A 19,281-nucleotide genomic window follows, 5' to 3' on the forward strand; every position below is an offset into this window, starting at 1 on the left:
ATTTCTTAAGTTCGGGCGTTTTACATGTAAAAGAGGGAGTGACTATTACTTTTGTCACTCCCTCTAGTTTGTTTATTCAACAGTCACAGACTTAGCTAAGTTACGAGGTTTATCAACATCGTATCCACGCAATAAAGTTGCATAATAGGCAATTAATTGTCCTGGAATTACAGAGACAAGCGGACGTAAAAATTGATGAACGGTCGGTAAAATGATTTGGTCACCATCTTTGCTTAATTCTTCAGATGCAATTACTAAAGTATGGGCTCCACGACTTTCCACTTCTCTTAGATTTCCGCGCGTGTGAGGAGCGGTTACAGCCTCAGTAATGATTCCAATAACCGGCGTACCCTCTTCGACTAAAGCTATCGTACCGTGCTTCAATTCACCAGCTGCGAAGCCTTCTGCTTGAATATAAGAAATTTCTTTTAGTTTTAGTGCGACTTCCATTGAAACATAGTAATCTTCAGAACGTCCGATGTAGAAAGCGTTTCGAGTCGTTGCCAAATATTCAGGTGCAATTTCCTCGATCATCGTTTTTTCAGCAATCATCACATCCATTGCGTTCGCTGCGATTCCAAGTTCTTTTGTTAAATCAAATTCTTTTGCAGCAGTAATTTCTTTTGCTTCGCCAACAGCCTTTGCTAAAACGGTTAATGCTGCTATTTGAGCGGTATAGGCCTTAGTTGAAGCAACAGCAATTTCTGGTCCTGCATGTAGTAGCATTGTGTAGCTTGCTTCTCTAGATAAGGTTGATCCGGCAACGTTGGTCACAGTTAATGAAGGGTATCCAAGTTCATTAGTTTTTACTAACACTTGACGACTGTCCGCAGTTTCACCACTTTGTGTCAAGTAAATAAAGAACGGTTTCTCTGAAAGTAAAGGCATATTGTAACCAAATTCACTTGATAAATGGATTTCAACTGGAATATTGGCCAAGCCTTCGATAATCTGCTTGCTTGCCCAACCAGCATTATTACTTGTACCACAAGCAACAATATAAATACGATCACTGTTTAATAAACTTTGCAACAACTCATTTTCGATAACGACGGTTCCTGTTTCATCTGTGTACTCACTGATGATCCGACGCATCGTTGCAGGCTGTTCATCGATTTCTTTCAACATATAGTAAGGATAGGTACCTTTTTCCATATCAGAAAGATCAATTTTTGCTTCATAGGGAGCACGTTGGATTTCATTTCCAGACTCGTCTTCAATTTCAATACGATTTTTTATAACGATGACCATTTCCCCATCATTGATTTCAACAAATTGATTCGTTTGTTCTAACATTGCCATCGCATCGCTGCAGACTACATTGAAACCATCTCCTAAACCAATCAAAAGTGGGCTCTTGTTTTTGCCAACATAAATTGTTTCACGATCTTTTTTGTCGATTAAACCGAAAGCATATGATCCATGAATCTCTTTTAGTGCATTACGAAATGCTTCTTTTGTTGAAAGACCTTGTTCCGAAAAGTACTCGACCAAATGAACAGCAATTTCAGTGTCCGTTTCACCATAAAAAATGTCATCTGTTAAATATTTTTCTTTTAGCTCATCATAATTTTCGATTACACCGTTATGAACCAACACAAAGCGTTTACTTTGTGAAGTATGTGGATGAGCATTTTCTTCACTTGGTTCGCCATGGGTAGCCCAACGTGTATGACCAATTCCGATTGTGCCGTGTACGTCTTTACCAATTTTGTCGGCCAGTTCCTTAATTCGACCTTGAGACTTTACTAAAAAATCATCATTTTGATCTGCTACAAAGATGCCTGCTGAGTCATACCCGCGATATTCTAATTTCTCTAAACCATTCACTAAAATACTTGTTGCTTGATCATTTCCTACAATTCCTACGATTCCACACATAATGTCTTCCTACTTTCCTGTCATTATATGTTCCCGAGCTGTCCGATCATTTTTTTGTTCTTTTATAAAGTTTTTGTAATGATCTGTAGAGCACAGCAACCCTGAAGCCACCCGCCGAATCATTCGATTAGCTTCTTCCTCGTCACCTCTAGAAGAGGTCTGGCGCTATCTTATTGGTACATTTAAGATTTTTTTGTTTTACTCTCGGAAACAATGAATAATATAATACAAACTTTCAGTATAGTCAAACATTTTTTTATTTTTTAGTAATTGGTATATATGAAATTAGTGAAAAAAAGAGAGGGATAACAAAGAATCTTCTACGTTTCATCTGTAAGAAGAATAAGGTAGAATAGAGAAGTATCATTTATCGAATAGTTTTAGCGCAAATCTTTTTGTTACTTGTAGCGACTATTCGTTTGTAAAAAAGATATTTCTGTGAAGACTCTTTTCGCAGAAAATATATAAGGAGGAAAATAGAATGAACCAACCAGAAAATCTAACAGTCGGCGAGTTACGTAAATATTTAGCGCAACTTGTTGATAATCCAGAGATTAACGATGAAACGAAGATTTTCTTAGATACCGGCTGGGATAGTATTCAAGAAATCAATCCAGATGCGTTAAGCATTGAGGAAGCCCAAGCCTTCAAAATTGAAGATCCTTTAACGCATGAATTTTTTGGCGGATATTCTTTAGTGGAAAAAGCTGAAAAAATGAAAGCAGAAGGTCCAACAGAAAAAGTAATGATTATCCGTAATTTATATTAATGTGGTAGCTTTATTCTGAGTAAAATTAAGAATGTCAGTTCGACTTTTTTGCAACATATTTCAACATAAGATAGTTAATCAAATAGCTAATTTATCTAGACGTTTAGTTAAAGATATTGACATTCGAATCAAACTAATTTTTCTTGGAAAATTATCACTTTAAAAATGAACAAGGAGGAAGATAGATGAATAAAAGACGTTGGGTGGCGGTTGGTATTGCAGTAGTATTACTGATTTTCTCAGGAATCTCGACAACAATCAGCCGAAAAAATGAAAGTAAAAAAGAGCTTAGTCAAGTTAATGAACTACTGTATGGAACCGGTGAACCCCAAGAAAAAGTGGAAGAAGCTGGATCTAGCAGCAAAAAGATTGTCAAACTTGTTGTGGAAGGGACGATCATTGATGATGGCACTAGTGGATTGTTTTCAACTGGAGGATACAATCATGAATCCTTTATGAAGCAATTAGCTACAATTAAAAAGGATTCTTCAGTGAAAGGGATTTTGTTAGAGATCAACTCACCAGGAGGTTCAGTTTACGAGACAGCCGAAATTACTCGCGCATTGAAGGAATTGCAAAATGAGAAGAAAATTCCGATTTATGCTTCAATGGAAAGTCAAGCTGCTAGTGGCGGCTACTATATTGCAGCAAATTCGGATCGAATATTTGCAACTGAAGATACTATGACTGGTTCTATTGGAGTGATTATGTCCAGTATGAATTATTCTGGTCTGATGGAGAAGCTTGGGATTGCTGATGCTACGATTAAGAGTGGTGCTTTAAAAGATATCGGTTCTGGATCAAGACCACAGACAAAAGAAGACAAAGAGGTATTGCAAGCTTTTGTGGATAGTATGTATGGCCGATTCGTCAAAGTTGTAGCAGATGGTCGTAAAATGAATGAAGCAGATGTTCGGAAATTAGCGGATGGAAGAATTTACGATGGAGCTCAAGCTCTTGAAAATGGCTTGGTAGATGATATCGGTTATCCAGATCAAGCGTTGAAAGCCTTGCGGAAAGATAATGGGTTGAACGATGCGAAGGTTGTTTCTTATACAAGCGGATCAACAAATTTCTTGGATACTTGGCTTGGCAATAGTCTGGCGGAGTTGCAGGGGATTAAACCATCACAAGAAGAATTAGTTAGAAACATTGCCGAAAGCGTTGGTACTCCACAAGCTCCAAAGGCAATGTACCTCTATGGGGGTGAGTAAAAATGATTGAAGAAACTGACCAAAGACCTGCTGTCGGGCCGGTAACACGATTACTTGAACAGAAAAAAGAGCGTAAGCCGCAATTTCATCATTATCCAGATTATTTTTATGCGGGTTTTTGGATTCGATTTTTTGCATACCTTGTAGATTTAGCGTGTATTTCAGCCATTAATGGAATTTTATTAGGATTACCTGCAAATTTGTTTGGATTAACAAAGAATGATGAATTGTTCAGTATTTACGGGTTATTAACACTTGCTATTTATTTAGCTTATTTTGTGCTGCTGACAAAATTAAACAACGGGCAAACGATTGGAAAGATGATTTTTGGGATTCGAGTCGTCTGCTTTACAGAAGAAGAATTGAGCTGGCAAACTGTTTTAGTGCGTGAGTGTGCTTGTCGTTTTATTTTGCGAGGCTCGGTTTTTATGTTAGGTTATCTTGTAACAATTTTTACACCAAACAAGCAACATATCGGTGATTATTTCTCAGATACTAGTGTTGTTACATTAAATTTACTTGCAGCTAGAGAGGATTTTACACAGGGATGAATCCAATAGAATTTCCTAATAACGATCATTACTATTTAACTCTTGCTGAAGAGGCTTTTTCAGCAGGGAACTATTTACAAGCGTTGGAAAACTACAAACTTGCCTATCAAGAGAATCCTTCGACTAAACTAAACCATCTAATTGCCAATCTTTCCCTAGAACAAGGGGATTTTGAAGAGGCTTTAGCGTTTTCCGAGGAGGAACCAGACAGTTATCTCGAAGCACCAGAGACAATAGATCTTTATTTGCAAATTCAATTGTACTCACACAGATTTTTTGCAGCTCGTGAATTTTTATGGCGGGCTCAAAAGATGAAACAGCTAACAGAAGAACAGAGAAATCTTTGGTTGATGCGCATTGAGGATCAAGAATTTTTTTATCAAAAACAGCAACAGGCTATCATGGAGCAGCTTGAATCAGAGATTCGACAGTTACCGTTATTGTCGCCAATGGAACAACTGGTTTCAGTTAGAGCGATCAAGCAATTATCTGAGGAACGTCTGCAAGTATGGGCTAAAAAATTTATGCTGGAACCCAAAGTAACGCCTATAGTACGCAGCTATTTATTTGAAAGTTTAGCGCGAATAGGAGTTTCTGAGAAGGTTCACTATTTGACGTTCTTAGATGAGATAGCAGAGTTGTCACCAGCTATTACAGGAGTAGATGAAACTCTCCAAAATGAAATCTCAATCCGTTTGGATGAGCACTTAAGCGACGAAGATCCAATACTTTTATCAAATATATTGGAGCAAGTGAAATTGGAAATGGCCTTCTTATATCCATTGCAAAGATCATTTATGGAACCTGAAGCTTGGGTGGCTAGCTACTTATCAGAGTATTGGTCAGGGTATCGAAATAGCTCAGAGTTGCTTGATGAGAGGATTGAAACGATTCGAAAAAAGATAAAACAACTGATGTTCGCTTATCATTAAAAAATGCCTAGAGTAAAAGCTTTATATTTACATTTCACAATCAGTAGTGTAATATTTAATGGTATGCAAAATGCAAGTATATTAGTATTCGGAGGGAACAAATTTGACTGCAAATTTTGAAAAAACAGGCACCAATGATGGTGTGTTAACTTTCTCAATTGAACAAACCGAGATTCAAAAAGGATTAACAAATGCATTCAACAAAGTGAAAAAAAATCTTAACGTACCTGGCTTCCGTAAGGGAAAAGTATCTCGCCAAGTATTTAATCGTATGTACGGTGAAGAAGCGCTATACGAAGATGCATTGAACGACGTTTTACCAGTAGCTTATGAAACTGCTGTAAAAGAAGCAGGTATTGATCCAGTTTCTCAACCAAAAATCGACGTGGATAGCATGGAAAAGGGCGAAGCTTGGGTAATCAAAGCTGAAGTTACAGTAAAACCTGAAGTGAAATTAGGCGATTACAAAGAACTTGAAGTTCCTAAGCAAGATGTTGAAGTTTCAGATGCTGACGTAGATGCACGTTTGAAATCAGAACAAGAATCTCAAGCTGAATTAGTTATCAAAGAAGATGAAGCTGCTGAAAATGGTGACACAACTGTTATCGATTTCGAAGGCTTTGTTGGCGAAGAAGCATTTGAAGGTGGAAAAGGTGAAAATTATTCACTTGAATTAGGCTCTGGCTCATTCATTCCTGGCTTTGAAGAACAATTAGTTGGTCACAAAGCAGGTGAAAGTTTGGATGTAACCGTTACTTTCCCTGAAGATTATCAAGCAGAGGATCTTGCTGGGAAAGAAGCGATCTTCAAAGTAACGATTCACGAAGTAAAGGCAAAGGAATTACCTGAATTAGACGATGATTTTGCTAAAGATGTTGATGAAGAAGTGAATTCTTTAGATGAACTAAAAGCAAAATACCGTGATGAATTAACAAAACAAAAAGAAGAAGCTGCGAAAGAAGCGAAAGACGAAGCGGCTATTAAACAAGCCGTTGAAAATGCTGAAATCGTTGACCTTCCTCACGTGATGGTTCATGATGAAGTACACCGTTCAATGGACGAATTTTTAAACAACATGCAACGTCAAGGAATCTCTCCAGAAATGTATTACCAATTAACTGGTTCTACTGAAGAAGATCTTCATACACAATTTGAAGGCGAAGCAGAAGGACGAGTAAAAACAAACTTGGTAATGGAAGCTATCGTTGAAGCAGAAAAAATTGAAGCATCTGAAGAAGATATTGCTAAAGAAATCAAAGATTTAGCAGAAATGTATCAAATGCCAGAAGAACAAATCAAGCGTGTTTTGACAGAAGATATGCTAGAACATGACATCAAAATGAAAAAAGCAGTTGAATTAGTGACAGGAACAGCTGTAGAAAAATAGTTTTTTAATTTTCTTTGTTGTTTAGCAAAAGGGATAAAAATAGCAGTAAATTGGTATGTAACACAATTTTGTGTTGCATACTTTTTTTTTCAATAACTTAGTTTTTCACTTTCTGATCGATAAATATAATGAATAACTTCAAAAAAACACTTAAATTTGGTAATATTGAATTATTAATGAATTGATACTATATCTTGTTTTTTTATTTTTGAAGTTTTTTAAAAAGAGCGTTAAAGGGATTATGAACCTTGAGGAGGAGAATATGAAGAAAAAGATTCTTGGACTATGTTTTTTATCAGTATTATGTTTAAATCTATCAACAACAGTTTTCGCCGAGGAGAGTCAAGTAGTAAATAGTACTGAAATCAGTGAGACGACCTCAATTAATAGTACAGATGAAAGCAGTAGTTCCGAAACAACTGAGACAAGTAATTCTGAACAAACTATAGAGAGCACTGAAGAAAAGGTAACAGTACCTGAGACACAGATTGAAACGGCTGAAGGGACGATGTCTTTGCCAAAGGGGCGTTCTGATCTGTATCCTACGATTCAACTATTTGCTGCATTACCGTCTGTATCAGCTTCAAATACGAATACACCAAGCAAAAGCTTTATAGATATTTCTTCGCATAATGGAAATATTTCTGTTGCAAACTTTCAAAAAATGAAAGGTTACGGTGTCACAGGCGTGGTTGTCAAATTAACGGAAGCAACCAGTTATACGAATCCTTATGCGCAATCACAGATCAATAACGCTATGGCTGCTGGAATGAAAGTTTCCGCCTATCATTATAGTTGGTTTACTACTGATGCACAGGCTAAGGCAGAAGCAAACTATTTTGCGGCTGCGGCTAAGAAATTTGGTTTGAGTAGCGGTACTGTCATGGTTAATGATATTGAAGAACCTCAAATTCTTGGTAAAGGGAATCATACCAATAATTCTAGAGCTTTTGAGAATCAATTGAAAAGCTTAGGCTATGGAAATGTTCGTCACTATATTGGCTTGAACTGGTTAACAACAGGACGAATCAATGCTTCTGTAATTGGGAATAAAAATATATGGGTCGCTGCGTATCCATATAATCTTTCTACAACAAATTTCTATACACAATATGGAGCATGGCAATGGTCTTCACAACTATCATTCCCAGGTATCAGCGGAAATTTTGATATTAATGCAGATTATACGAAAACATTCAGTAATCCTGAAACGACTCCACCTGCAAATTCAATTCAGATGTACAGACTTTATAATCCGAATAGTGGCGAGCACTTTTATACACAAAATGTCGCAGAAAAAAATAATTTGGTTTCAAAAGGGTGGAAATACGAAGGTATAGGCTGGAATGGACCAACATCAGGGAATCCAGTTTACCGTCTGTATAATCCGAACGCGGGAGATCATCATTATACATTACATGCTTATGAGAAAGACAACTTGATTAAAAAAGGCTGGCGTTATGAAGGTATTTCGTGGTATTCTGGGGGACCAAATGCATTGCACCGTCTTTATAACCCAAATGCAAAAGCAGGTTCTCACCATTATACGTTGAATACAAATGAAAAGAATAACTTAGTGCAAAAGGGCTGGAAATATGAAGGCTTAGCTTGGTATGCAAAATAAAGGAAAGTTCTCGATTTTCGAGAACTTTTTTCTTTAGAAATCCTTTTTAATTCCACTTGGATTCTTTGTCTTTTTAATGCTTTGTGTTATTATAGATAAAGACTGCAATCGTGGAAACACTTGTAGAGAAAGAAGCAAGAGGTGAAAGCCATGTATGAGAGCACAGGCGCAGGTGAAACAGTCCGCTGTTCATTTTGTGGAAAGACCCAAGAAGAAGTAAAAAAAGTTGTTGCGGGTCCGGGAGTTTACATTTGTAATGAGTGTATCGACCTTTGTAAAGAGATTATAGATGAAGAATTCCATGAAGAAGCTATTCGTGAATTTATTGATGTACCAAAACCAAAAGAATTATTAGATGTTCTAAACCAATATGTTATCGGTCAAGATCGGGCAAAAAAGGCCTTGTCGGTTGCGGTGTACAATCATTATAAACGAGTGAATACTGAAAACGATGGACTAGATGAAGTTGAATTACAAAAGAGTAATATCTGTTTGATTGGACCAACAGGTTCAGGTAAGACATTTTTGGCACAAACTTTGGCAAGAACCTTAAATGTTCCATTCGCCATTGCAGATGCAACAAGTTTAACTGAAGCAGGTTATGTTGGTGAAGACGTTGAAAATATATTGTTGAAGCTGTTACAGGCGGCCGATTACAATGTTGAGCGTGCTGAAAAAGGAATCATCTATATTGATGAAATTGATAAGATTACGCGTAAGAGCGAAAATGTTTCAATCACTCGTGATGTTTCCGGCGAAGGTGTTCAACAAGCGTTACTTAAAATTCTTGAAGGAACGGTTGCTAGTGTTCCGCCTCAAGGGGGACGTAAACACCCACATCAAGAGTTTATTCAAATTGATACGACCAATATTTTGTTTATTGTTGGTGGAGCCTTTGATGGAATCGAAACGATTGTTAAAAATCGTTTAGGTGAAAAAACTATTGGTTTTGGTAAAAATAATAAAAAAATTGATGAAGATGCAAGTATCATGCAGCAGATTATTCCAGAAGATCTATTGAAATTTGGTCTGATTCCAGAATTTATCGGACGCTTGCCAGTTACAACTGCGTTAGAAAAACTTACAACAGAGGATCTGGTTCGAATTTTAACGGAACCGAAAAATGCTTTAGTGAAGCAATATCAAAAATTGCTTTCCTATGATGATACAGATTTATCTTTCGATGCGGATGCGTTGAATGCAATTGCGGACAAAGCGATTGCACGTAATACAGGTGCTCGTGGTCTGCGTTCTATCATTGAGGATGTTATGATGGATGTGATGTTTGATATTCCTTCTGATGAATCGATCGAAAAAGTAATAGTTACGAAGGATTCTGTCGAAGGCTCGGGTAAACCGATTATTGAATACCATAACAATAAGAAAAAAGCTGGTTAGTAAAGCAGGAGCTGTGACAAAAGTCTTGTCATAGCTTCTTTTTCCGAATAAACGGTGTTCCAGAAGTAGCTTCTTCGGAAATAAGTCGAAATTTCACAAAAATTTGAGAAATAATTTTCGGAAATTCCTTCTTATTTCTTGAAGCTGACCACCTCTGTCACCACCTCTTTTTGAAAGGCGTGAAGGAATGAAAGTGCATAATGCAGAGATCGTTATTAGTGCGGTCTCGCCAAAACAGTATCCTGAAACTGATTTACCTGAGATTGCGTTAGCAGGACGATCAAATGTTGGGAAATCTTCTTTTATCAATACGTTGATTGATCGAAAAAATTTAGCGAGGACTTCAGGGAAACCAGGGAAAACTCAAACTTTAAACTTTTATCTCATCGAAAATGCGCTACATTTTGTTGATGTACCTGGATATGGCTATGCGAAGGTATCGAAAACAGAAAGAGCGAAGTGGGGTGAGATGATTGAAACCTATATTACCAGCCGCAAACAGTTACGTGCGGTAGTTTCTTTAGTTGATATACGCCATGATCCAAGTAAGGAAGATATTCAAATGTATGAATTTTTGAAATACTACAATATTCCTGTGATTGTGGTTGCGACAAAAGCAGATAAGATTCCACGTGGTAAATGGAACAAGCATACTAGTGCAATCAAGAAAAAATTAGATTTTGATCCTGAGGATACATTCATCCTTTTCTCATCTGAGACAAAAAAAGGAAAAGAAGAAGCATGGGCAGCAATTGAAGCAGCAATAGAAAAGGGCTCTTCGTCAATGAGTGTTGGTGAAGAAATTCAATAGAATAATCGAGATACTCACACGGCTAGACAGCTATTTTGTCTAGCCGTGTTGTTGTTCTGGCTTTAGTTAGTTGGGTAGTGTTCTTAGTTTTCTTGAAATATTTTCCTCGATATAAAAAGATTCGTTCTCGGTAGTTTTGAAAGTTTCTAAAGCCATAGGCAATTCGTTTTAGTACTTTGATATGGTTGTTCAAACATTCTATAGGGCCGTTGGAATAGGGAACTCGCAACGCTCGTTTGATTTCTGTTCGATATTTCTTGAAGGTCGTGAACACTGGTTGGTAGTGCTCTGGCAACTCCTTGTAGTCTTCTTTTAGGAGCGCGACGAATTCAGGAACATCTTGTCTTCTGATAGCGGAAAGAAAAACCTGGTAGACTTCGTAGCCTCGCTTTAAGGAGTCATCATAATATAATAGCCGATCGACTATCTCCGCTTCTGTCAGATGATCTCGAAATGACGGACGCCAGTAGCGATGCTGACCATTCAATTCCCACGCATTCTTTTGAAGTAGTCTCCAGTATTTCTTTAAGTGCTTCGACCGACGATCCCCTTTTTTAAAGGTCTTCATTACTTGAATTCGGTGGTTGGTAAAGGCCCGACCGATGTGTTGGCTAATATGAAAGCGATCGGCGACGATTCTGGCATTCGGAAAACACTCTTTCACCAATGTGCGATAGGGTGTATAGAAATCTGAAACCACTAGACGTACTTGTTCACGGACTTTTCTAGGGTAGCGCAAGAAATAGTCGCGTAAAGGATTGAGTTGCCGATTTTCCACAATATCAATCAGTTGATGGGTCTTGCCGTCCATCATGACAAAGCTCATGGCTCCCGAGACGTTTTTCACCGATTTGAATTCATCGAAACACACCACTTCTGGTAACGGCTGGTTCAAAGAAACGGTTTTAGGCCGAAGGCTGCGAAGTATTCGAATGACAGTGGTCGGAGAAATGTGCTTCATACGTGCGATCAAAGACATAGAAAGTGGTTCGCTTAATAGCTCAAGAATGGCTTGTTTGACTCTGCGAGCAATGGAGCAGCGACGATCACTAACTGAATCTTCTGCTAAAAAAGTCTTTCCACAGTGTTTACATTTGAAGCGCTGTTTGTTAATCCGAAGAATGGTCTTGTAGTTACTGACATCATTCAATAAGATGGATACTTTTTTCCAGCCCCATTTAATGATCGTTTGCTCATTTTCATAGTGGCAATGAAAGCATTCCTCTGGTTGATAGGTCAATGTGCCATCAAAAACAAAACATGTTTCGTCATTGATGCGCTCTTTGCGAAAGGCATCTTCATGAAAGGTAAGATTTAGGTCTAGAATATCTAGTAACTCTTTGGTAAACTCTGAATAGGACATCTTGAAACACTCCTTTGAATGGTTTTCGTCGACTTTATTCTAAAGGATTTCAAGGTGTCTGTTTGCGTTTATTAGAAAAAAGAAAAAGTATTGGCAACAGAAGGCGTCACCAACACTAGATATTATAGAGCCTAGAAAAGGACTAGGCCTAAGAAGCCTAATCCTTTTTTTTATCAGTTTGTTCATTTTTTGGTTTTAGAAATTTTTGGATATCTTCGTCTTTTTGAACTTTTTTGTCTGGATCTACCGCAAAAGATTCAAATAATTTATCTAAATCATCGGTTTTTTCAAATTTCAGGCCCATCTGAACCCCTCCATTTTAGTTTTATCATATTCTACTATAGTATACAATTTTTTAAAACTTAGTAATCAATTTCATAGGGTTTTTTAAATCTTTACGATATAATTATAATAGAGTGATGAGAAAGGGGAAAGCAATGGAAAAAAATCAAAAGATTTATAGTGTCAGCCAGCTTTACGATTTGAAGCAAGCCGACATCCAATCAAAGATAAATGATTGGTTAGTCATGAGTCGCCTATTGCTGGAACCAGACAAAATGTTGATTAACGGAAAAGAGCAGTTATTTGATCAGAATCAATTGAAGCGGGTGATTTCGAGCTTTGGCATGAAGGAAGATTTCTGGTTGCAGTTGAAGAATTCTGAAGAGGAAACAACTCTACATCTTTTAAGTGATACGTTATTTGAAAAGTATATCATCAAGGAAAAGAATTTTTATTATTGGGAAAGAGTGTATCTGGATTACCTGAAGAACCGCTTGATTGACCATGGTTTTTTTGCTTACATTCGTTCCTATAATGAATATCTTTATCATAATACAAGTGATTTATCTGAACGTCGTTCTTTTGAAACAGCTAAAGAAACAAATGTGCTACCAAAGATGAAAGGCCTTAATGGAGATATAGTCGTCGATTGTAACGTATTTCCCGGCTATGATGTGTTTTATAAGGGAGTATGTTTAACCGCTTGCTGGTGGCTATTTTTAGGAGCACCTTATAAAAAATTATTCGCTAAGCAACTATTGCTAGAGATTCAGCAAGTGGAAAGAGTAGCTGAATTAGGATCTGGTGTTTTCTTCGAATTGTACAAAGACCCTTTTCAATGGCAAGAAAAGGCAAACTTGAAATTTCAACAATTATTCCGAGATCAACTTGGAATTTCACAATTATCCTATACCAATGGAGTTGGGTTATTAAAACAGCCCTACATTGAATTTGCTTTTGAAGATACTGTGATTCAAACTGTTCAATATCAAAATGAACAATTTCAACCAACTGAGAAGAGTGAGGCATCTTATTTTGTGACACGCACTTACAATTTTTTAACGAACCAATATCGCGTGAATCGAATGAAAGGTGGTCTAAATGCTCTAGCCTATTTTCCTTGGATTGATGATGAAAGTGAACGAATGATGAATTATCATATTTTATATCCTGAGCTAACCTTGGATAAGGGTTTAGCCGCTTTTGAATATTATATCCGTGATTCAATCGAATTTGAAATTCAGGATATGCGTTATAAAGACTATACTGCTGTTTTACAATTGTTTATTCCGAAAAAAGCTTTTTTGGATTTTCCTTTAGAAGAGTTGAAATCCGCACTAAAAGATATGACGATTCATCAAGTTAGTCGTAAAAATGATTCGTTGACATTCTCGTTAGAAAAAGAAGCCAAACATCTGATTGTTTCCTTTATTGATCAAAAGAAAGTGTCCGCAAAAAATCAATTAGACATACTTGAAATATAGAGGAACTTGAATTTCCTAGTAAGTAATGGTTGGTATGTAACTTAAAAAATTATTTCATTCATACGAATACGAAAAGGAGAGGTTATCTATGGATCACAGGTATATTAAGATTATGGGTAGTTGCTTACTGATTGTAGGAGTAATTTTTGCGTTGCCGCTTCCGTCACTAGAAATTCCTTTGTCAATTATTGTCCTCTTTATTGGGATGATTCTTTTTTCTATCAAACCAAAACCTCAGCCAGTCAGAGCGCGTAGAAAAGATCGCTGGATGTAAAAAAATCCACTCTCAATTTTTTGTGAGAGTGGATTTCTTTTTATTTAGTAATAGGTTTTTTTACTAAACCGTAGATAACACCTGAAACAATCGCTCCAATGATAATAAACAAAAGATAAAGTAGTGGGTGGCTTAATAAAAGAACAACAAAGATACCACCATGAGGAGCGAGTAACTTAATACCAACAGCACCAACTAAACCACCAGCTAAAGCTGAACCAACTACGAAACTTGGAATTACACGAATTGGATCGGCAGCTGCAAAGGGTATCGCTCCTTCTGTTACGAATGAGAGCCCCATTACAATGTTCGTTAATCCTGCGTCTACTTGACTTTTTTCAAACTTGTTTTTGAATAAACGAGTTGCAACGAAGATTGCTAAAGGAGGAACCATTCCACCAGCCATAACAGCTGCCATTACGATTGACCCACCTTGAGCGACACTTGTCGCAAGTGTTGCTGTACCAAATACATAAGCTGCTTTATTAATAGGACCGCCCAGATCGACAGCCATCATTCCGCCAAGCAAAGCACCAAGTAAAATTGCATTTGATCCGCTTAACCCAGTTAGAAAGCCATTTAACCCATCATTAATTGCCTTCATTGGAACATTGACTAAGAGCATTAAGAATCCAGTAATCATCAAACCAAAGAACGGATAGAAAAGAATTGCTTTAATACCTTCAAGTGATTTCGGCAAGTTTTTAAAGATCTTTTTCAAGAAAATGATGACATAACCAGCTAAGAATCCACCAATTAATGCGCCTAAAAATCCAGCACCCCCAGTATTTGCTAACGCTCCAGCGGCAAATCCAGCGATTAAGCCAGGACGATCAGCAATACTTGATGCGATAAAACCAGCAAGTACAGGAAGCATGAATCCAAATGCGGCGCCGCCGATTTGGTTAAACCAACTAGCGATTTGGTTGTAATTACCAAGGTTTGCCAATTCCGATTGAGGAACTCCCATAAATTGGTCAATCATGAATGATAAAGCGATCATGATTCCTCCACCGATTACAAATGGCAGCATATGGGAAACACCGTTCATTAAATCCTTGTAAATACGTTGGCCTAAAGTTCCGTTATCACTCTTCTCTTCCGTAGCTGAAGATTCTTCAGCATTACCATGGTAGACAGGGGCACTTCCACTTAATGCTAAATTGATTAGTTCCTCTGGCTTCCGAATACCATCACTAACTGGACGGTTGACTAATTCTTTGCCATTAAAACGATTCATTTCCACTTTTTTATCAGCGGCTATAATGACACCATCTGCTCGAGCAATATCTTCATCACTGAGGCGATGTTTGATTCCTTCAGATCCGTTGGTCTCAACCTTGATATCAACACCCATTTCCTTTGCTTTTTTCTTTAAAGCATCTTCGGCCATATAAGTATGAGCAATTCCGGTAGGGCACGCTGTAACCGCTACAATATATCGACGGTTAGTATCTTTGCTTTTTTCTTCAGCCTCCGAATGAGCTTCTGCTTTTTCTTCAGCTTCCTTCGCTTTTTCTGCTGCATCAAAAGTTGCTTGAACCTGTTCAGGTGTTTCGGCAGCTTTCAATTTAGCGACGAAGTCAGGATTGATCAACAGTCTAGACAAGGCAGCCAAAGCTTGCAGATGCGTATCATTAGCACCTTCTGGAGCAGCAATCATGAAAAACAAGTAGGTAGGTTGCCCATCTAGGGATTCATAGTCCACACCATTTTTACTTTTTGCAAATAGAACGGTAGCTTCTTTGACGGCACTGTTTTTTGCATGAGGCATTGCGATGCCATCACCTAAGCCAGTTGAAGTTTGGGCCTCACGATTTAAAATACCTTCTTTGTAGACATCAACATCAGAAATTCGCCCAGCATCATACATTTTTTGAACCATTTCATCGATAGCGGCTTTTTTAGTCGTCGCCTGCAAATCCATAATCATGGCATCTTTGATCAATAAGTCCTTAATATCCATTATAGTTCCTCCAATTGTTATAAAATGTGTTCAAACAGAAGGGGAGATCTGAATTATTTTACTTTGGTGATCTCAACTTCTGGTAGTAATTCTTGAATAAAATCTGCAGTGGCTAAATCATCTGAAAAAGTGGTAGCACTACCGCAGGCCACTCCCCATTTAAAGGCTTCGACAGGATCTTGAGTTTTAGTGAAGCTTCCAACAAAACCCGCAATCATTGAATCTCCAGCGCCAACTGAATTTTTCACTGCCCGCTTTAGTACATTTGACTGATAGACTCCTTCGCTAGTAAATAATAATGCGCCATCACCAGCCATTGAAACGAGTGCATGCTGCGCACCTTCATCTAGTAAACGTTGACCAAATGGAAAAATGTCTTCAACAGACGTAAAAGTCGTTTGATATAGATCAGCCAATTCATGATTGTTTGGTTTGACTAATAAAGGCTTCTTTTCTAAGGCATCCATCAAATCTGCACCAGTGGTATCAATAACAAATGAGGCTCCTTGTGCTTTAATGATTTCAATTAAATCTTGATAAAAACCTGTTGGAACACTAGCAGGCTTACTTCCTGATAAAACCACTATATCGTTTGCATTTAAGCTTCCTAAAACTTTTTTCAGTTCAAGCATTTCTTCAGTTGAAACGATTGGACCTAGTCCGTTAATTTCGGTTTCTTCATTTGCTTTCAATTTGATATTGATTCGTGTATCGTCGGAAACTGGTGTGAAGTTTGTTTGAATGCTTTCTTTTTTTAGCCATTTCTCAATAAAATGTCCAGTAAATCCACCAACAAAGCCTAAGGCGGTAGAATCGTTATCAATACGTTTTAAAATACGTGAAACATTGATGCCTTTTCCTCCTGGCAGTTTCAAATCGCTTTTCATCCGATTAACATCGCCGATAGTTAGTTGATCGACATGGACGATGTAGTCAATTGATGGGTTTAGTGTCACTGTATAAATCATACAGAAACCTCCTTCAAGGTAGTTTGTTCTGTGATTTGATCATGGATAACCAAAGGACAGGTGTCGGTGAGGATCGAAGCTGCTGACAATGAAGCGACACTGACAAAACTTGTTTGATTGAATTTGCTGTGATCAACTAAAACAAATGCTTCTTCAGATTGTTGAATAGCTGTTCTTTTTAGAATTGCTTCTTCAGGGTCAGGAGTGGAATAGCCGCTATCTAAGTGGACTCCGTTCATTCCCATGAACGCTTTGTTAAAACGATACTGTTTCAATTGTTCTAAGGCCTGTGAGCCAACGACTGCGTCAGTTGTCAGTTTGATGCGTCCGCCTAGTACAATTGTTGCGATTTGTGCTTCAACTAGTCGAGCGGCGAGGCCAACTGAGTTTGTAACAACCGTAATTGTGCGATTTTTAAGGAATGGAATCATTTCAGAGGTTGTCGTTCCAGCATCTAAATAAATGACATCACCCTCAGTAATACTTTCAGCTGCATATTCAGCGATCATTTTTTTCTGTTGAACGTTTTTGGATGATTTTTCGAACATGCCTAGTTCTTGTTCAAGATGCTGTGGACGTTTAGCACCGCCGTGAACGCGCTCCAGCATTTGCAAATTTTCTAATTCTTGTAAGTCTCGACGTATTGTTGATTCGGAAGAGTCCAACCATTGAATCAAATCTTGAGATTTCACTAATCCATCACGTTCCAACCACTCGATTATTTTTCTATGTCTTTCTTCTGTAAGCATTTTCAATCCTCCTTCAACTGAAATAGTAACATAAATATTTTCAAAAGACAATCAAAAACGACCAAAAACATTCAAAAACGTTTAAACTTAATAATATGGTTCGTCTTATTTTGAAGCTTTCATTAATTTCGGTATGATAGATATAAGAGGTGAAGGTTATGGGAAAACAAACGATTTTACAAGGATTTGAGTGGTATTTGCCTAACGATGGCAACCATTGGAAAACATTAGCAGAAAAAGCAGAAGAATTAAGTAGCTTTGGAATCAATGCTGTTTGGATGCCACCCGCTTATAAGGGATCAGAGGGCGCCAATGATGTTGGTTATGGAACTTACGATCTTTATGATCTTGGTGAGTTCGATCAAAAGGGCAGTGTTAGAACAAAATATGGCACAAAAGAAGAATATTTGAGCAGTATTACTGCATTGAAGAAAGCCGGACTGAAAATTTATGCGGACATTGTTTTCGATCATTTTATGGGAGCTGATGAGACGGAAGTGGTCTCAGCTGTTTCTTATCAATTTGATGATCGAACACAACCAAGCTCTGGCAAGGAAGAAATTGAAGCATGGACGAAATTTACTTTCCCAGGACGTCAAGGTAAATACAACGACTATCAATGGAATTGGAAAAATTTTTCTGGTGTTGATTATGATGCTCGTGAAAAAGATCATGCGATTTTTAATTTTGCAAATAAGGGCTGGGCACCGAAAGTTGATGATGAGAATGGCAACTTTGACTATTTAATGGGATGTAATCTGGACATGGAGAATCCCGATACGATAGAGCAACTAGATAAGTGGGGGAAATGGTATCAAGAATTAACGGATGTTGATGGCTATCGTTTGGACGCGGTAAAGCATATCCGTTTTGATCTTTTTGTTGACTGGTTGTTGCATCGTAGAGAGGAAAAAGGCGAAGAGCTGTTTGTTGTGGGGGAATATTGGTCTGATGAGCTGGATAAGTTACAGGAATATCTTGATTCATCAGGAAATTTGATTTCACTTTTCGATGTACCATTGCACTTCAATCTATTTCAAGCCGCTTCAACGATGGGTGGATTTGATATGCGGCAAATATTTGCTGGAACCTTGATTGAGACTCGACCCGACTGGGCTGTTACCTTCGTTGACAATCATGATACCCAACTTGGGCAAAGTTTGGAGTCTTGGATAGAGGGCTGGTTCAAGCTACATGCCTATTCATTGATTTTACTGAGAAATGAAGGAACTCCGGTTGTCTTCTGGGGCGATCTTTATGGTACCGAAAAAGCTGAAGCAGTGGGCTCTGGTCTGACTAACTTAATAGAATTGCGAGAAGAATTAAACTTTGGAAATCAGGCAGACTATTTTGACGATCCAGATGTTATTGGTTGGACGCTAACCGGTGATTTTGATGATAGTGACTCTGGAGCTGCTATAATTATGACGAATGCCAAAGGCGGCGAGAAAGAAATGACCGTTAGCGCTATTCATGAGGGAGAAACATTTGTTGATTTGCTGGGAAATAACGAGGCAAAAGTTGTTTTGGATGAAAATGGACAAGGTGTATTTCCAGTAAATGATGGGCAAGTTTCTGTTTATGTTAATGAGAAACTGGTTCAAAAAATACGAGGATAATTAATTAAG

The 19,281-nt window shown here is 37.8% G+C and carries 17 protein-coding genes; 11 read left to right on the top strand and 6 right to left on the bottom strand.

Features of this window, described 5'->3' with window-relative positions; translation table 11 throughout:
* Nucleotides 1–72: 72 nt before the first annotated feature.
* Nucleotides 73–1,881, bottom strand: coding sequence for a glutamine--fructose-6-phosphate transaminase (isomerizing) (glmS, locus tag AUF14_RS05195; protein WP_102865935.1), 1,809 nt, complete (start codon nucleotides 1,879–1,881; stop codon nucleotides 73–75).
* Between the two features lie 481 nt (nucleotides 1,882–2,362).
* On the opposite strand from glmS, the gene AUF14_RS05200 reads away from it, so the two are divergent.
* From AUF14_RS05200 to yihA, 8 genes are all read left to right on the top strand, one after another.
* Complete coding sequence (locus tag AUF14_RS05200; protein WP_016179179.1) at nucleotides 2,363–2,650, top strand: hypothetical protein; 288 nt, start codon at nucleotides 2,363–2,365, stop codon at nucleotides 2,648–2,650.
* 185 nt (nucleotides 2,651–2,835) lie between these two features.
* On the top strand, nucleotides 2,836–3,864 hold the full coding sequence (gene sppA / locus AUF14_RS05205) for a signal peptide peptidase SppA (RefSeq protein WP_016179178.1): 1,029 nt from the start codon (nucleotides 2,836–2,838) through the stop codon (nucleotides 3,862–3,864).
* Nucleotides 3,865–3,866: 2 nt separating this feature from the next.
* A complete protein-coding gene (locus AUF14_RS05210; protein ID WP_016179177.1) occupies nucleotides 3,867–4,415 on the top strand; it encodes an RDD family protein in 549 nt (182 codons plus the stop codon).
* Nucleotides 4,412–5,347 carry a tetratricopeptide repeat protein gene (locus AUF14_RS05215; protein ID WP_016179176.1) on the top strand — a complete coding sequence of 312 codons (936 nt, stop codon included), beginning with the start codon at nucleotides 4,412–4,414 and terminating at the stop codon, nucleotides 5,345–5,347. The genes AUF14_RS05210 and AUF14_RS05215 overlap by 4 nt, the downstream gene beginning before the upstream one ends.
* 103 nt (nucleotides 5,348–5,450) lie before the next feature.
* Nucleotides 5,451–6,734: a trigger factor gene (gene tig, locus AUF14_RS05220; RefSeq protein WP_016179175.1), complete on the top strand. Its 1,284-nt coding sequence runs from the start codon at nucleotides 5,451–5,453 to the stop codon at nucleotides 6,732–6,734.
* 262 nt (nucleotides 6,735–6,996) lie between these two features.
* Nucleotides 6,997–8,358, top strand: coding sequence for a GH25 family lysozyme (locus AUF14_RS05225; RefSeq protein WP_016179174.1), 1,362 nt, complete (start codon nucleotides 6,997–6,999; stop codon nucleotides 8,356–8,358).
* A 150-nt stretch (nucleotides 8,359–8,508) separates the two neighbouring features.
* A complete protein-coding gene (clpX, locus tag AUF14_RS05230) occupies nucleotides 8,509–9,756 on the top strand; it encodes an ATP-dependent Clp protease ATP-binding subunit ClpX (RefSeq protein ID WP_016179173.1) in 1,248 nt (415 codons plus the stop codon).
* A 187-nt stretch (nucleotides 9,757–9,943) separates the two neighbouring features.
* Entirely contained in the window at nucleotides 9,944–10,567 is a 624-nt protein-coding gene (gene yihA / locus AUF14_RS05235; RefSeq protein WP_102865936.1) for a ribosome biogenesis GTP-binding protein YihA/YsxC, read from the top strand.
* A gap of 22 nt (nucleotides 10,568–10,589) precedes the next feature.
* Here the strand turns inward: yihA and AUF14_RS05240 are convergent, their stop codons facing one another.
* Together AUF14_RS05240 and AUF14_RS22485 are read right to left on the bottom strand one after the other, a co-directional pair.
* Nucleotides 10,590–11,930, bottom strand: a complete 1,341-nt coding sequence (locus tag AUF14_RS05240) for an ISL3 family transposase (protein WP_016179001.1) — start codon at nucleotides 11,928–11,930, stop codon at nucleotides 10,590–10,592.
* Nucleotides 11,931–12,087: 157 nt separating this feature from the next.
* On the bottom strand, nucleotides 12,088–12,234 hold the full coding sequence (locus AUF14_RS22485) for an SPJ_0845 family protein (protein WP_016179171.1): 147 nt from the start codon (nucleotides 12,232–12,234) through the stop codon (nucleotides 12,088–12,090).
* 133 nt (nucleotides 12,235–12,367) lie between these two features.
* On the opposite strand from AUF14_RS22485, the gene AUF14_RS05245 reads away from it, so the two are divergent.
* Together AUF14_RS05245 and AUF14_RS05250 are read left to right on the top strand one after the other, a co-directional pair.
* Nucleotides 12,368–13,696: a hypothetical protein gene (locus AUF14_RS05245; protein ID WP_102865937.1), complete on the top strand. Its 1,329-nt coding sequence runs from the start codon at nucleotides 12,368–12,370 to the stop codon at nucleotides 13,694–13,696.
* An 88-nt stretch (nucleotides 13,697–13,784) separates the two neighbouring features.
* Entirely contained in the window at nucleotides 13,785–13,970 is a 186-nt protein-coding gene (locus AUF14_RS05250) for a hypothetical protein (RefSeq protein WP_016179169.1), read from the top strand.
* A 40-nt stretch (nucleotides 13,971–14,010) separates the two neighbouring features.
* Here AUF14_RS05250 and AUF14_RS05255 read toward each other — a convergent pair whose 3' ends face one another.
* From AUF14_RS05255 to AUF14_RS05265, 3 genes are read right to left on the bottom strand one after another with little or no spacing between them, the layout of a single operon-like run.
* The gene (locus tag AUF14_RS05255; protein ID WP_016179168.1) at nucleotides 14,011–15,936 is read right to left on the bottom strand and encodes a PTS fructose transporter subunit IIABC; all 1,926 of its coding nucleotides are present in this window, start codon (nucleotides 15,934–15,936) and stop codon (nucleotides 14,011–14,013) included.
* A gap of 53 nt (nucleotides 15,937–15,989) precedes the next feature.
* Complete coding sequence (gene pfkB, locus AUF14_RS05260) at nucleotides 15,990–16,904, bottom strand: 1-phosphofructokinase (protein ID WP_016179167.1); 915 nt, start codon at nucleotides 16,902–16,904, stop codon at nucleotides 15,990–15,992.
* Complete coding sequence (locus AUF14_RS05265) at nucleotides 16,901–17,653, bottom strand: DeoR/GlpR family DNA-binding transcription regulator (RefSeq protein ID WP_016179166.1); 753 nt, start codon at nucleotides 17,651–17,653, stop codon at nucleotides 16,901–16,903. Before AUF14_RS05265 ends, pfkB begins: the two co-directional genes overlap by 4 nt.
* Before the next feature lie 158 nt (nucleotides 17,654–17,811).
* Between AUF14_RS05265 and AUF14_RS05270 the strand changes: the two genes are divergently transcribed.
* Entirely contained in the window at nucleotides 17,812–19,272 is a 1,461-nt protein-coding gene (locus tag AUF14_RS05270) for an alpha-amylase (RefSeq protein WP_016179165.1), read from the top strand.
* Nucleotides 19,273–19,281: the final 9 nt, after the last annotated feature.

Source organism: Enterococcus avium, assembly GCF_002891025.1.
GTDB classification, from domain to species: Bacteria; Bacillota; Bacilli; order Lactobacillales; family Enterococcaceae; genus Enterococcus_A; species Enterococcus_A avium.